Origin of the sequence: Muriicola soli (assembly GCF_004139715.1) — a bacterium.
GTDB lineage: Bacteria > Bacteroidota > Bacteroidia > Flavobacteriales > Flavobacteriaceae > Muriicola > Muriicola soli.
The window spans coordinates 1040538-1055588 of sequence record NZ_CP035544.1 but is presented as its reverse complement, the minus strand read 5'-3'; the positions used below and the strand labels follow the sequence as shown (position 1 = coordinate 1055588).

The following is a 15051-nucleotide window of genomic DNA, read 5'->3' as shown; positions in this document are numbered from 1 at the left end:
TTTTATTATGTCAAAATCCAAAAGAATTCTTTCTCTGTTAGTTCCAGTAGTAATGGTTTTTTTCTTTGTCCGAAATGTGATTCTGGTAGAGACAGATCATATGGATAGTTGGATGGGTGGCGGAATGCGGATGTTCGGAAAAGTTGATAAAATGCTATATAGGGTAGCGGGATTTAAACTCATTGATAATGGAAAGACCTATTTTTTGAATTTTCGGAATGTGGAAGAATTAAAAGATCTGGATGTGGCCTTAAGAATTCTTCCAAATGAAGAAAGGCTAGAAGATGCATTAATAGAAGTAAGGGTTATGAGATGGTGCTTAGACAACAATTCTGGGGAAATAGTTCCTGCTAATGACTCATGCAGAAGCAATATCGATCCTTCGCAAATTTTTAGTGTTTCTGTGTACCGCACAAGTTTCGATGATCAGACCAATAAGATATCATTGAAATTACTAAATGAATATAGCGATGAGTAAAATTATAAGGTATTTTGATTCAAGGTTAAAAACAGTTCATACTTGGGAGGAGTTAAATTCTTCTGAGGGATTATTGAATCTTATTCTACAAATTCTGTTGGTTATCTACCTAACTTTTATGACTGACAATGGTTATTTAAACATCTTTATGCCTTTTATCATAGTTCCAGGTATATTGTTTAAAAGATTAAGGGTCAACCCATTTTATTGGATAGTAATTTTTGGTTTTGGTGCAACCTTCTATTTAGTGTTGGACCTGGTAGGTTATGTGCCCAATCATAAGCATATATTTGCCTACGCTATGTTGTCCGTAATTTTATCTTTATTTCTTGCCCAAGGAAATTATAATTTTGCCCTTAATTTCATGAAAGGTCAGGCAAAATATATTATAGGATTCTGTTTTCTCTTTGCAACTATTGGTAAATTTCTGGCTCCTGAGTTTCTTAACAGCTCGTTCTTTGACTTTACCAATACCACTGATCCAAGATTCTTTGGTTCTACATCCTTTATAGGAGATATAGATTTGAACCTTCTGAAGGAGAATGAGGCTAATTTATCTCGATTAAGGCAAACAAATGACCTGGGTCTTAGTTATGAATTGAAAGGTGCGGATAGCATTGAAGGATTTGGGTATTTCCTTACGTATTGGACTATATTGATTGAAGGCCTGATCGCAATAAGCTTTATAATACCACAGAAATTTTATTTATCTCGAATACGTGATATTTTTCTCGTAACATTTATTCTTACCACCTATCCTATTGCTACGGTTTTAGGATTTGCTACCATATTAGCCCTTCTTGGATTTATCCAATCTTTAAAAGAACGGCCAACTGTTTTCTCCTGGTTCTATTTATCAGTTTTTCTTCTTCTTCCTCTTAATTATCTCCCATTTAATCGAGTCATGTCACTTTTGTTTTAATTATATTCAGAATGCATTTAATTATTTTTACTTTGGTTTCATTATCTAGAAACCTAAATTAAAAGTGAATAGAATATTCTCCTAATATATTATAGGATTAATTTAAACATTGATTATTTGTTAAGCTTACTTCATTAGCACTGGTAGGATCGACAGTAATACAATCACTATTACTTGTATTAATTTCATTATTCATAACTTGAATATTTGCTAATCCTTCTCTAAGATCTATACCCACTGAATTTCCGGATGAAATCAAATTATCCTGAACATTAATATTAGTTGATCCTGTTAACCTAATTGTATGGTTAAAACTATTATTTATAAAGTTAAGACCGCTAGAAAGTGAGATGTTAGATCTTGAATTAGAATTAAAAATATTATCCCGTACCAAGAAGTTATTTGACTGTAAATCCTCATTAACTTTCACCATTTTTATAGCATCACTTACAACATCTACCTCATTCTCAAATATTTCTATATTATCCAAACTAGTTATCTGCCCAACTATTCCATTACTGCCTGGCACTTGACTAGAAATCTCATTACTATTTATTTGAGAATTTCGAATATTCAGAAGAAATATACCGGTTTTACATTGACTGATAAAATTATCATAAACCTTGACATCCCGATTGCTCACATTAATACCAGTATTATATCCAATAATAGTATTTCCGTAAATCTCATTATCGTAAATAGAGTCTCCAGTAGTTGAGGTTTTACCCCCTTTAATCCCTGCACCTATGCCCTCGGATGAACCAGCATCTACCGTATTATTTCTTATTATAGACCCATTAGTATATGTAAAACCAATTCCCTTTTCAGTGGTATTGCCCTCTATTGTTACGTAATATCCAATATGAATCGTCATGGCGCCGGCGGCACTACCTCTTTCAGTATTATTTCTAATCAAAATATTCTCTGCTCTTTCATAAAAAATATACCCGCCATTACCATCTGACTCCCGTGCCGCTTCTACATCAATTCCAAATTTTGGAGCAGTTCCTGTAGAGTTTGGAGTATCCACTCCTGCATTCAGAAACAAATTATTTTCAATGATGATGTCAAAACCATCAGTAATAGAAAGATTGTTTCGCCTATTGCTATCAAAAACACAGTCGGTAACTAAAATATTATTACTGGGTCTATATCTATCATCTTGGAAGGTAAAATATAAACTATGAATATACATGCCATCACCCGTTCCATTGGACATCTTTACACCAGAAACTGTTACATTTACAGCAGCATGTAAGTCCAGAGCATGTCCGTGTTCATGGGTCCCCCCACTAGAATAATCATGGGCATCTCTTTCTCCATATAAATTTCCTCCCGTTATTGTTACGTTCGCAACGTCCCTTACCGCTAATAAAGAATATTTTGGTGCATTATTGGGAAAGACCCTTAAATGTGTATTTTCTGTCATTACAAAATTAAAATTCTCCGGTATGTTAATTGCCTCAATTGTGGGGTAAAAATTGTGATTTGTTGTACTTGTTACTTTTCCAACTTCGAAATAGGCATCAAATTCATCTATGACAAATGTAGTAGCACCTAAGTCTTTTGAGTAAAAAATAAGTCTTTCGAGTTCCCTAGTATTAACTAATGCAACATCAGAAGTAGTTTGACCCTGCACAACATCCCATCTTTTAGGGTAAAAATAAAAGGTAGGGTCTGTTAAGGAAACCTCACCTTTTACTTCCAAATTTTTATTAAGTAATCTACCGTCAATTAATCCTCCTGAGAAATTAAGAGATCCATTAATAATTTCTCCGCCATTAAATTCCAAGGTGACGTTGTTAGGGAGGTTAATACTTGCCCCTTCGAGGTCTAATTGGCAATCTATTGCTAAGATCCCATTGGGTTCTAGAATATTGAGGTCATAATCACAAGGAGTTGTATTTATAACAATATCACCTGGAAAATTCGCCGGAATTTCTCCGCCATTTGTATTTCCTGATGGAGGATCATTATCTGATTGGTCTGAAGCATCCTCATTGTTTTCATTCGGTGCTTCTTCGCCAAGCTCCTCAGACAAAACTGCATCCAGGAAATCCTGATCGGACGAACAAGAAAATTGAAAAATAAGGAAAAGACATAGCATAGACATGTAGGTCGACTTTTTCATGATAAAATTTTATCGAAGACTGGGGAGTCTGATTTATTTGTACTCAAATTAAAGGTGAAAAATTTAAACTTCGGCTAAATGACTTGTTTTTTCGATAAACAACACTAAATTTTACGATATCTAAAGCCTCTTTAGATGTTCATTTTTAAAATTTTAACAAAAAAATCGATAAACTACACCTTTTTTGAAAATTTGGAGAATATGCATACAATTTTTTAAACAGGTTGTCTTCTTATCTACCATCAAACGTATTTTGTTGTTATTTAAAGATTCTTTCTTGCTATTTCATCCCATTTACCGTGTTTTGTAGTCAATATTAATTCATCTTTGAGATGAATATGATGTGTTTAAATACCCCATCCAATAAATGTATCTTTGAACATCCTTAAAATAGAATTGATTGACGGATGAACTTTCTATGAGTAAGCAGAATAAAAAGCTAGTACGAATTACTACAATTCCCGAGTCCCTCAAAACGCTTCTAACGGGACAATGTCAATTTATGAATCAATACTTTCACGTGGTGGGTATTTCTTCTGACGGGATAGAACTCGATAGGGTTTCGAAGAATGAAGGTATCAGAGTTATCCCGCTCAACATGACGAGAAAAATAACCCCAGCTAAGGATCTTGTGGCTTTATTGCAGCTTTATAGGATCTTAAAGAAAGAAAAACCATATATAGTTCATACTCATACACCAAAAGCCGGTGTTTTGGGAATGATCGCCGCAAAAATGGCTGGGGTACCTCATAGACTGCATACTATAGCTGGTTTACCTTTGCTCGAAACCAAGGGACTGAAACGTTTATTATTGAATCAGGTTGAAAAGCTTACTTATGCTAGTGCTACTAAAGTTTATCCTAATTCAAAAGGGCTAATGGATATCGTCCTCAAAAATAAATATACAAGTGCCTCAAAACTAAAAGTACTTGCCAATGGCAGCTCTAATGGAATTGATACCGGCTATTTTAATCCGGAATTATTTACTGCAAAAGAAAGGCTAATTTTAAAACAAAAATTGGATATATCTTCTCAAGATGTTGTTTTTACTTTTATCGGGAGGATTGTAAAAGACAAAGGTATAAATGAACTTATTTCCGCATTTAAACAACTTTTAGAATCCCAGCCTAATGTTAAACTACTGTTTGTAGGGGATTATGAACGTGAACAGGATCCTATATTTCCGGAAAATGAAGTATTTATGAGGCAATCTGATAAAATTATACTGGTAGGTTGGCAAAATGATGTAAGGCCTTTTTTGTCTATCAGTGATTGTCTTGTTTTCCCCAGCTATCGGGAAGGCTTCCCTAATGTGGTAATGCAAGCTGGGGCGATGGGGCTTTATACTATTGCGAGTGATATTAACGGCTGTAATGAAATAATTCAGGACCAAATAAATGGTAGTTTAATCCCGGTAAAAGACAGTCAAGCACTGTACAATGCTATGAAAAATTGGATTGTTAATTCTCAAAAAATCAAAGAACAAGGAGCAATGTATAGAAAATTAATACGAGAGAGCTTTGAGAGGGAATATGTCTGGGAAGCCCTTTTAAAGGAATATAAAGAACTTGATAATCAGGTCTAATGTAATTAAATGTATTAATACCATAAACCTACATTGCTAGAATTTGAATAGAATTAATTATTTAGGCAAGTATGATTCATAGTAATCTGTGAAATTAGTTTTACAATGTCCAAAAAGGAGAACATAGTACTTATAGGAGCTTCCGGCCATTCCAAGGTAGTGATGGATATAGTGGAGAAACAAGGAATATACTCTATAGTAGGTTTAATTGATTCTTTTAAGCCAATTGGCACCAAAGTCCTTGATTATGAAATAATTGGGTCCGAAGAAACTCTTAACCAGTTGATGGAAACCTATAATTTTAAATCGGGTATAATTTCTATCGGCAATAATTGGGTTAGAGAAGCTATGTTCGATAAAATTCAATCGATTTCACCCGATTTTAATTTTGTTAAGGCTATTGACCCCTCTTCAATAATTGGGAAAAATTGTAGTGTGGGTCCAGGAACCGTAATTATGCCAGGAGTAATCGTTAATAGTGATTCATCAATTGGTAGTCATTGTATCCTGAACACCTCTTCTTCGCTTGATCATGATGGCATCATGGGTGATTTTTCTAGTTTGGCTCCAAGAAGTACTGTTGGAGGCGGGGTTGAGATTGGTCCATGTTCCACTATTGGATTAGGTGCTGGTGTATTAGAAGGCATTACCATTGGTGCTAATTGTTTTATTGGCGCTAAGTCTCTGACAAACAAAAACGTTGAGGATAACAATATGGTTTATGGAGTGCCCGCAAGATTTATTAGAAAGATTATAAAACGAAAGGAAATTCTAAAGGGGATTCAAAGAATACAAGAAGAACCAGAAATTCGTAATAATCCATATGAAATAATAACTACCAAAAAAAAATGGGATGAGATCCTTTCTAAGATGGGTGATTATGATTTCTATCACACCTTTGATTATCACCAACTGTCTAAAAGAGATGAAGAGTCAATTTTAATGTTTTTTTACAATGACGGACAAAATAAAATTGCAATACCCTTCCTAAAAAGAGCTATTGAAAATACAACTTATTATGATTTAAGTAGTGTATACGGTTATGCCGGTCCTATTTGCAATACTCACTATTTAAATTTTGATAAAGCCCGCTTTAAAAATGTATTTAATCAATTTATTGAAAGAGAAAATATTGTCTCAGTATTTTCAAGACTTAACCCATTTATTAGAAATCAGCAAGACATATTAGAAGGAATAGGTGAGATTGTAAATATCGGACCCGTCGTCAATATTGATTTAACCCCTGATTTGAATGCACAACGTGCTTTATTTTCAAAAACAACAAAAAGGTATTTGAACAAAACCCGGAGATTATTTACAATAGAATATTGCAAAAACACTGAAGAGATTTTACCTTTTATTTCTCTATACTATAAAACCATGGAAAGAGTAGGCGCAGAAAAACGATATTATTTTAATAAAGAATACTTCACTAGATTATTTAACAGTAGTGACTTCAATGCAGAAATAGTCTACGCCAGATCAATCGAAACTGATGAAATTGTTTGTGGTGCTCTTATGGTCATGACTAATGGTATAGTTCAATATCACCTGTCTGGAACAAAGGTTGAGTTCCTCAATAATACGCCCTTAAGGCTATTGATTGATATAACAAGAATAAAAGCTACGAAAAAAGGTTACGAGTATTTTAATCTAGGCGGAGGCTTAGGCGGTAACGAAGATTCCTTATTTTACTTTAAATCTTCCTTTTCTAAAGATATTAAGGAGTTTAAGGTATGGAAGCATATAGCAAATGAAAAGGTTTACAATACACTCTGTAAAGAATATTGGAATAATTTTAAAAATGATGAAGCCTCAAGGGATTTTGATTTTTTCCCTTTATACAGGTTAGATGCATAAAAATTGTGAGTAGATTTATCTTTAAGAAAGCAAAATAAGTTAATAAGTTAAGGTCTGAATGTCTTTCTCAATTAAGAGTCTTAAACTTCGCAAATATGATTTTACCACATTGATTACTAAGCCTTTTATTTTGAATTCAGATATTAATATCATCTAGCAAATTATATGTCCATTTATTTATTTATTAAGAGGATCGCTGATGTTTTAGGTTCTATACTTTTGTTACTAGTATTGGCTCCAATTATTGTCATTTTGATTACGCTGCTAATATTTGCTAATAACGGCAGGCCTTTTTTCTTTCAAAAAAGACCCGGAAAAAATGGTGAAATCTTCACCATAGTCAAGTTTAAAACTATGAATGACAAAACAGACAAAAATGGCAAACTCCTACCAGACAATCAGCGTATAACGAAGATAGGTGGGTTTATCAGGAATTACTCTTTAGATGAATTAATGCAATTGATAAATGTTCTTTTGGGAGATATGTCATTTGTGGGCCCACGACCACTTTTAATTGCGTATCTTCCATTATACAACAATACACAAGGAAGACGTCATGAAGTGAAACCAGGAATTACTGGTTGGGCACAGGTAAATGGCCGTAATGCAATTACCTGGGAAAGAAAATTTGAGTTGGATGTATGGTATGTTGATCATATCAGTTTCGCGACTGACTTAAAAATACTTTGGAAAACTGTGCTTAAGGTTATCTTGCGCGAAGGTATAAATTCAAATTCCACCCAGACTATGCCCATGTTTACCGGTAGTACCAAACCAGATACCAATAATAAGAAGGATTTATAGAGAATGCAGAAGAAAAAACAACCTTTTGAAATTGACTTTTACACGGAAGCTGAGCTTAGACAATTCGGTTTTAAATCTGTAGGAAATAATGTGCGAATTGCTAAGAACTGTATTATTGTTGGTGTTGAATATATTTCGATAGGAAATAACGTTATTATCGATTCCTTTTGTTCTATAATTGCCTCAAAGGAAGGAGAATTAGTCCTGGGATCATATATTCATATTGGAGCATTTTGTCATATTTTGGTAAGTACAGGGGTTGAGATCAAAGACTTTGCTGGTCTGTCACAAGGGGTGAAAGTTTATGGCAAAACAGATGATTATTCGGGTTTAACCCTCACTAATCCGACAGTACCATCTGAATTCAAAAACGTTAAAAAGGGGAAGGTAGTAATAGAAGAACATGTTATTATTGGAGCAAATAGCGTTATCCTACCCAACGTTAAAATTGAAATAGGGACTGCGGTTGGTGCCTTGTCTCTGGTTTCAGTAAATTTAGATTCATGGACTATTTTCGTTGGTAATCCGCTTAAACGTATGGCGCCTAGATCGAAGAAGCTCTTGGATAAAAAAAGTAAGTTTCTTAAAAACTAAATAAATCTAAACGTGATTCAACTATTTTTGAAGCAGAAATTTTATTTAAGCGTCCTGTCGATATTTTAAGTGATTAATCGAATTCTGTTACAGGTTTTTAAGTAATACATTTAAAGAGTTTACTTTTATCTGGACAACACTTTACCATTTACATCAAACCCAATTACACTATGCTTGTAACTTCTAAAGTCAAAAATAAAATTAGACAGTATCTATTCCAAACTACACTAGCAAGTACAGAAAACATTGAAGATGATACCTTAATTTTCGAAACCGGTCTTTTGGATTCTATGGGATTGTTATTTTTAATTGAATTTCTGAAAGAAGAGTTCTCGATAGAAACACAAGACGAAGAATTGCTTGAAGAAAATTTTAAATCTATTAATTCTATTAATTCTTTCGTTGAAAGAAAGTTATAGCCTTTACTTAATCCCCTGCAACTATGTGCGGAATAGCCGGATTTTACAAAGCCATAGGCTTGCTGGAGATCCGAAAGGAAACTCTGCGCAGGATGCTTACCCGTATTAAACACAGAGGGCCGGACGAAAGTGGTATTTACCTAAATGACCAGATTGGCCTTGGAAGTGTAAGACTCAGCATTGTTGATCTCAGTACCGGTACGATGCCTCTAGCCAACGAGAACGACACTCAGTGGATCGTTTTTAATGGAGAAATCTTTAATTATGTAGAATTGAGAGCTGAGCTGGAAAATCTTGGACATCACTTCGAAACCAGCAGCGATACCGAGGTAATAGTGCACATGTACGATGAATACGGTCCTGAATTTGTAAATAAACTCAATGGACAGTTTGCCATTGCCATATGGGACAAGCAGAAGGAACAATTGTTTCTAGTGCGCGACAGGGTTGGCATTAGGCCTTTGTTCTACACAGAATTAGGTGATACTTTTCTCTTCACTTCTGAAATCAAAGCTTTGCTGGAATATCCCGGGATAGAGCTACAGCTATCGCCAAAAGCACTTTCTCAGTATTGTACTTTCTGGACATCCCTGAGTCCGCTTACCGCTTTTGAAGGAATCTACGAACTTCCTCCCGGCTGCTATATGACGATCAAAAACGATAAGAAGGAGATTGTTAAATACTGGGAACTCCCTATGCAAAAGCCGGGCTCATATACCTATTCTAATGCCGAAGAAGCGGCAGAAGCCTTTGAAGAAGTCTTTGAAGATGCTATCAGGGTAAGACTCAGAGCCGACGTACCTGTGGCCGCCTACCTGAGTGGGGGAATCGATTCGAGCGTTACCACAGCTTTTATCAAGCAAATTGTAGCCAATAACCTTCAAACCTTTTCTATAGGTTTTGATGAAAAAGACTATGACGAGTCTTCATTCCAAAATATCGCCGCCACCTATTTTAATACTCAACATTCAAGTGTTAGTTGCAGTTCATACGATATAGCAAGTCATTTTGAAGATGTCATATGGCATGCAGAAGCACCTCTGTTAAGAACGGCACCTACTCCTATGAGCCTATTGGCCAAAAGTGTGAGGGATCATCAGATCAAAGTGGTGATAACCGGAGAAGGAGCCGATGAATTACTAGGAGGTTATAATATTTTTAAGGAAACTAAAATCAGGCATTTCTGGGCCAAAGATCCATCATCGAAATACAGGCCTCTACTTCTTACAAAGCTATATCCCTATCTACCTCAAATGAAAGGAGCAAAAAGCAATGTATTAAAAATGTTTTTTGGTTATAAATTGGCAGAAACAAAACATCCTCTTTATTCCCATTTGCTACGGTGGAATAATACTTCCAGAATAAAGAATTATTTATCGGATACTTATAAAAACGCCTTAAAGGAGTATAACTCATTATCAGAGGTAGAACTTGCTTATAACGGAAAATTAGAGGGACACGATTTTCTGACAAAAGCACAACGTATCGAGCTGGATATCTTTATGTCAGGTTATTTATTATCGTCTCAGGGAGACCGAATGGCCATGGCTCACTCAGTTGAAGGCCGGTATCCCTTTTTGGATTACAGGGTTGTGGAATTCTGTATGACGCTCGATCCAGATTTGAAATTAAATGGCCTTAATGAGAAATATCTCCTAAAAAAAATGATGAAAGGCAGGATTCCGGATCCGATTTTAAACAGACCTAAACAGGCCTACAGAGCACCAATAAAAAGTGTATTCATAGCTGACAAAACGCCCGCTTATGTTGAGGAAATGCTCAGTGAAAAAACTATTACAAAAGCCGGTATATTTAATCCGAAACACGTTAAACAATTACTGGAAAAAATGCAAACTAAAAAGGTTGTTTCCGAAATTGACAATATGGCGCTCACGGCTATATTATCAACACAACTATTGTATGATAAATTTGTTTTAAGGAATATTCCCGCATTGGCAGAAGGGGATCTCATTAGCTTGAACAAATGTATTCTAGATATATAAAACTAAACATTACCAAATGAATTCAAAAGCACGCAAACCATTTTCAAAAGAAATACTGCATCTCGAAAATATTGAGGAGGTTTGTACCCAGATCATGTCCAAACTCAAAAATGATGTTGCTCAAAAGCTTCAAAGGCGTGGAGGCGTGGTTGGAATTAGCGGAGGCATTGATTCGTCTGTAGTCCTCGCCTTAACAGCCACAGCCTTTGGCCCGGAAAAAGTTTTTGGGGTAATGCTGCCTGAAAGAGATTCTAGCGAGGACAGCAGGAACCTGGCTGAGAAACTTGCTGCCAAATTCAGAGTAAAAACGGTTGTCGAAGATATTACCGGTGCACTCGATGGATTTAATTGCTACCAACGAAGGGATGAAGCCATCGCCAATGTAATAACGGATTTTGACCCTTCAAAAGACAAATCCAAAATAGAGATCAAGCAAAATATCGAAGAAAATATTCCGGCAATTTTTTCCATAACAGTGATAAAACCTGACGGAGAAGTGGTCAGTAAATTATTACCGGCAAAGGAGTACTTACAAATTGTTGCCGCTTCCAATTTCAAACAACGCAGTAGAATGTCGATGTTGTATTATCACGCAGAACGCCTCCACTATGCGGTCATCGGTACGCCGAACAAACACGAAGTGGAACAGGGATTTTTTGTGAAGTATGGCGATGGTGGGGCCGATGTGATGCCTATAGGGCATCTCTTTAAGACCCAGGTTTATCAAATTGCAAATCATTTGGGCGTTCCTGATGAAATCATTGCCAGAACACCCACAACAGATACGTATACTGCAGAGCAAACTCAGGAAGATTTCTTTTATCAGCTTCCCTTTAAAGAAATGGATCTTATTTGGTACGGTTGGGAAAATGGATATCCCGCATCGGAGGTGGCTCCGGTTATGGAAAAAAGTGAAAAGGAAATAGAAAATATATACAAGAGTTTTGAAAGAAAGAAAAAGACCACAGAGTACCTGAGAATGAAACCGATCTTTTAAATCGTCTAGAATGAACGTTTTTGATTACTTTTTTGATTCAATCGAGGATTGGGAGAAACCATTTATTCACAATTCAAAGCCACCGGTTTCTTTTAATTCGATCTATCAAAATAGTTCAAAACTTGCTTCTTATCTAAAAAAAGAGGTTGGACCGCAGAAAAACATCCTCCTTATAAGTCCCAATTCTGAATATTTTATAACCGTTTACCTCGCTATTCTGAAATCGGGAAATGTCTGTGTTCCTTTGAATCAGGACACTGAGCCTGAGAATCTTGATTATATTCTTGAGCACACGGAAAGCAAACTGATTTTTTCGATCGAGCGTTTGAAAATTCGGGATCGCGTAAATCAAGAGATATCAGTTATTGAGGAACAGGATGTCAAAAGCCTTCTTGAGGGCGAAAAGCCATTATCGACTGAGGAGAACTTTGACGGGGATCTCATTGCAGAAATAATCTTTACCTCAGGATCCACTGGCAAACCCAAAGGTGTTACGATTAGTCATAACAATATAAGGGCGAATACTGCCTCTATCATTCAATATCTAAATCTTACTGAGGATGATCGAATGTGCGTTGTCCTCCCCTTTTTCTATTGCTACGGGCTCTCCTTACTCCACACACATTTAAAAGTTGGTGGCTCTATTGTTTTAAACAATAGCTTTATTTTTTTGGGATCGGTCATCAATGATCTTAAAAATTTTGAATGCACGGGCTTCGCCGGTGTTCCCAGTCATTTTCAGATCTTGTTGAAAAAGTCGGACTCTTTTAAAACTACAGAATTTCCTCATTTGCGATACGTTACCCAGGCCGGAGGAAAACTGCATTCGGTATTTATTCAGGAATTTATCGATGCCTTTCCCGAGATCGAATTCTTTGTCATGTACGGTCAGACAGAGGCTACGGCGAGGCTTTCATATCTCCCTCCACTTAAATTGAGGGAAAAAATGAATTCTATTGGTATTCCTATTCCCGGAGTTGAGATTGCAATAGTTGATGAAGAAGGCAAGAAACTCGATATTGAAAAAGAAGGAGAGTTGATCGCCCGCGGAGAAAATATCATGAAAGGCTATTACAAGGATGAGATCGCAACGGCCTGTACTATAAAAAATGGTTGGTTGCACACCGGTGATATCGCGAAAAAAGATAGTGATGGATATTTATATATTACCGCAAGAAAGAAAGAGATCATTAAAGTTGGAGGAAAACGGGTAAGCCCAAAAGAAATTGAGGAGGTGATTTTATCTGTTCCGGAGGTCATTGATTGTACTATTGAGGGTTTTGAAGATGAATTACTTGGGGAGGCTATTAAAGCTATAGTAATTTCGAATAAGGGAGTTGATAAGGAGGAATTGAAGCAAAAAGTTCTAAATGCCTGTTCGAAGAAATTGTCCAGTTATAAAATACCTCAACAAATCATAGTAGAAATTACTATGAACATTGGTATAACAGGAAAGAAAACCAGAAGTAAATGAGCATTAATTATCAGCATTAATCTTAATATTGATCTAAAAAATTAAAGGCTGAATAGATTTTGCTTAATACTAAGGATTTCTTTCTAAATGATGGGATGAAACTTAATTTAAGGCAATATTGATCTAGAAAATCCCTTATTTTAAGCATAGTCCAAGAAGTGTATATTTTATTGGCGCTCTTTCTTAACGAATTGTCGAATAAATTCTATTGTACAGCTTTCAGCTCCCAATCTGATATTTATGTTCTTTATCAAAAAAATAAGAGTTTTGAATATCATAGTGATAATTTTATTATACCTAACCTCTACTTTTTAATAAACAAATAGTTCATAATGAACTTTAACTCTTTCGAGTTCATTCCTTTTTTGATCATAATGGTTTTTGGTTCTTATCTTATACCATTCAGATACAGATGGTTATGGCTTTTACTGGGGAGCTACTATTTCTATATGGAACACGAACCCCTACTGGTACTATTATTGATCACCTCTACACTCGTAGATTACTTCTGTGCATTAAGGATGGTGAGCGTAAAAGAGAAGTATAAAAAATCCTTACTCTTCCTGAGTATAGGGGTTAATGTAGGAATGCTTTTCTTTTTTAAATACGCATCTTTTTTTGAGACGTCGTTCGGGAGCGTATTGCGGTTTTTTAATTTGGAAGTCACAGGGGAAGTACAGAAAGGCGGTTACAATCTGGGCCAACTCCTGCTTCCTATTGGAATCAGCTTCTACACCTTTCAGACCATGTCCTATACCATTGATGTATACCGTGGTAAAATAAAACCTGAAAAACACCTGGGGTATTTTGCCCTTTTTGTTTCTTTCTTTCCACAATTAGTCGCAGGACCTATAGAAAGGGCAGGTAACCTCCTACCCCAATTCAGGAAACAAATCATCCCCAAAATTCCACAAATCAAAAGAGGCCTTATCATGATTGCCTGGGGGTTTTTCTTAAAGGTTGTGGTGGCAGACCGTCTGGGAATCTATGTAGATGAAGTTTATACAGACCCTGAACTATACAAGGGCCTGCCCTTAATCATCGCGGCGGGTTTCTTTGCCCTGCAGTTGTATTACGATTTCTCTGCATATACGTCTATAGCTATCGGTACAGCGAGGTTAATGGGCTATGATCTGATGCAGAATTTCAATAAACCGCTTTTTGCCACCTCTTCTGCCGACTTCTGGAACCGATGGCACATTTCCTTTATGCAATGGCTAAGGGACTATCTGTTTGTCCCCATGGGTGGCCTCATTGTCCGCAGGCCGGTCCTCATAAGAAATGTCCTCATCATTTTCTTTATTGTTGGTCTTTGGCACGGAGCAAACTGGACTTTTGTAATATGGGGCTTGCTCAGTGCTTTGCTCCTGATCCTTGAAACGGGCACTAGCAGATGGAGGAAACGCCTCTTTAGAAGGCTGGGTATCTCAAGAGAATTACAAGCTATGGGAGGTTGGGCTGTGACCATGACCTACCTATGTGGCTCGCTGATCTTTTTCCGTTCCCCATCTGTTGAAATCGCCTTTGTTTATATCAAAAATCTAACCCGAATCCAAAACCTACATATTAACATCCTGGGTAATTACTTTGAACTTGGTTTATCCCTGGTCCTGATCCTTCTGGTACAGGCCATTCATTATGCAAAAGGAAATGACCGGATATACGAACTTGTGGAAAACAAATCGCAGCTTCGAAAAATGGCGATATACGGAACTTACATCCTTGCCATAGCCCTTTTTGCAATCAACAGACAGCATTCATTTATATATTTTCAATTCTAGGAT

Annotated in this window: 12 protein-coding genes; 11 read left to right on the top strand and 1 reads right to left on the bottom strand. The window is 36.1% G+C overall.

Annotated elements, in window-relative coordinates; all coding sequences use genetic code 11:
* Nucleotides 1-7: 7 nt before the first annotated feature.
* Nucleotides 8-478 (top strand): hypothetical protein, encoded by a 471-nt coding sequence (locus EQY75_RS04640; protein WP_129603301.1) that lies wholly within the window; start codon nt 8-10, stop codon nt 476-478.
* The gene (locus tag EQY75_RS04635) at nt 471-1400 is read left to right on the top strand and encodes a hypothetical protein (RefSeq protein ID WP_129603299.1); all 930 of its coding nucleotides are present in this window, start codon (nt 471-473) and stop codon (nt 1398-1400) included. Before EQY75_RS04640 ends, EQY75_RS04635 begins: the two co-directional genes overlap by 8 nt.
* Nucleotides 1401-1497: 97 nt before the next feature.
* Here EQY75_RS04635 and EQY75_RS04630 read toward each other — a convergent pair whose 3' ends face one another.
* Complete coding sequence (locus EQY75_RS04630) at nt 1498-3531, bottom strand: right-handed parallel beta-helix repeat-containing protein (protein WP_129603297.1); 2034 nt, start codon at nt 3529-3531, stop codon at nt 1498-1500.
* 502 nt (nt 3532-4033) lie between these two features.
* Here EQY75_RS04630 and EQY75_RS04625 point away from each other — a divergent pair.
* The 9 genes from EQY75_RS04625 (at nt 4034) to EQY75_RS04585 (ending at nt 15048) form a co-directional block, all read left to right on the top strand.
* Nucleotides 4034-5116, top strand: coding sequence for a glycosyltransferase family 4 protein (locus tag EQY75_RS04625; RefSeq protein ID WP_342774051.1), 1083 nt, complete (start codon nt 4034-4036; stop codon nt 5114-5116).
* Between the two features lie 105 nt (nt 5117-5221).
* The gene (locus tag EQY75_RS04620; protein WP_129603295.1) at nt 5222-6976 is read left to right on the top strand and encodes an acetyltransferase; all 1755 of its coding nucleotides are present in this window, start codon (nt 5222-5224) and stop codon (nt 6974-6976) included.
* Nucleotides 6977-7141: 165 nt separating this feature from the next.
* Nucleotides 7142-7780, top strand: coding sequence for a sugar transferase (locus EQY75_RS04615; protein WP_129603293.1), 639 nt, complete (start codon nt 7142-7144; stop codon nt 7778-7780).
* 3 nt (nt 7781-7783) lie between these two features.
* Nucleotides 7784-8374, top strand: a complete 591-nt coding sequence (locus EQY75_RS04610; RefSeq protein ID WP_129603291.1) for an acyltransferase — start codon at nt 7784-7786, stop codon at nt 8372-8374.
* Between the two features lie 170 nt (nt 8375-8544).
* On the top strand, nt 8545-8793 hold the full coding sequence (locus tag EQY75_RS04605; RefSeq protein ID WP_129603290.1) for an acyl carrier protein: 249 nt from the start codon (nt 8545-8547) through the stop codon (nt 8791-8793).
* Between the two features lie 23 nt (nt 8794-8816).
* Entirely contained in the window at nt 8817-10796 is a 1980-nt protein-coding gene (gene asnB, locus EQY75_RS04600) for an asparagine synthase (glutamine-hydrolyzing) (RefSeq protein WP_129603288.1), read from the top strand.
* Between the two features lie 16 nt (nt 10797-10812).
* A complete protein-coding gene (nadE, locus tag EQY75_RS04595) occupies nt 10813-11793 on the top strand; it encodes an NAD(+) synthase (RefSeq protein ID WP_129603286.1) in 981 nt (326 codons plus the stop codon).
* A gap of 10 nt (nt 11794-11803) precedes the next feature.
* The gene (locus EQY75_RS04590; RefSeq protein ID WP_129603284.1) at nt 11804-13267 is read left to right on the top strand and encodes a class I adenylate-forming enzyme family protein; all 1464 of its coding nucleotides are present in this window, start codon (nt 11804-11806) and stop codon (nt 13265-13267) included.
* Nucleotides 13268-13599: 332 nt separating this feature from the next.
* Complete coding sequence (locus EQY75_RS04585) at nt 13600-15048, top strand: MBOAT family O-acyltransferase (protein WP_129603282.1); 1449 nt, start codon at nt 13600-13602, stop codon at nt 15046-15048.
* The last annotated feature ends 3 nt before the right edge of the window (nt 15049-15051 follow it).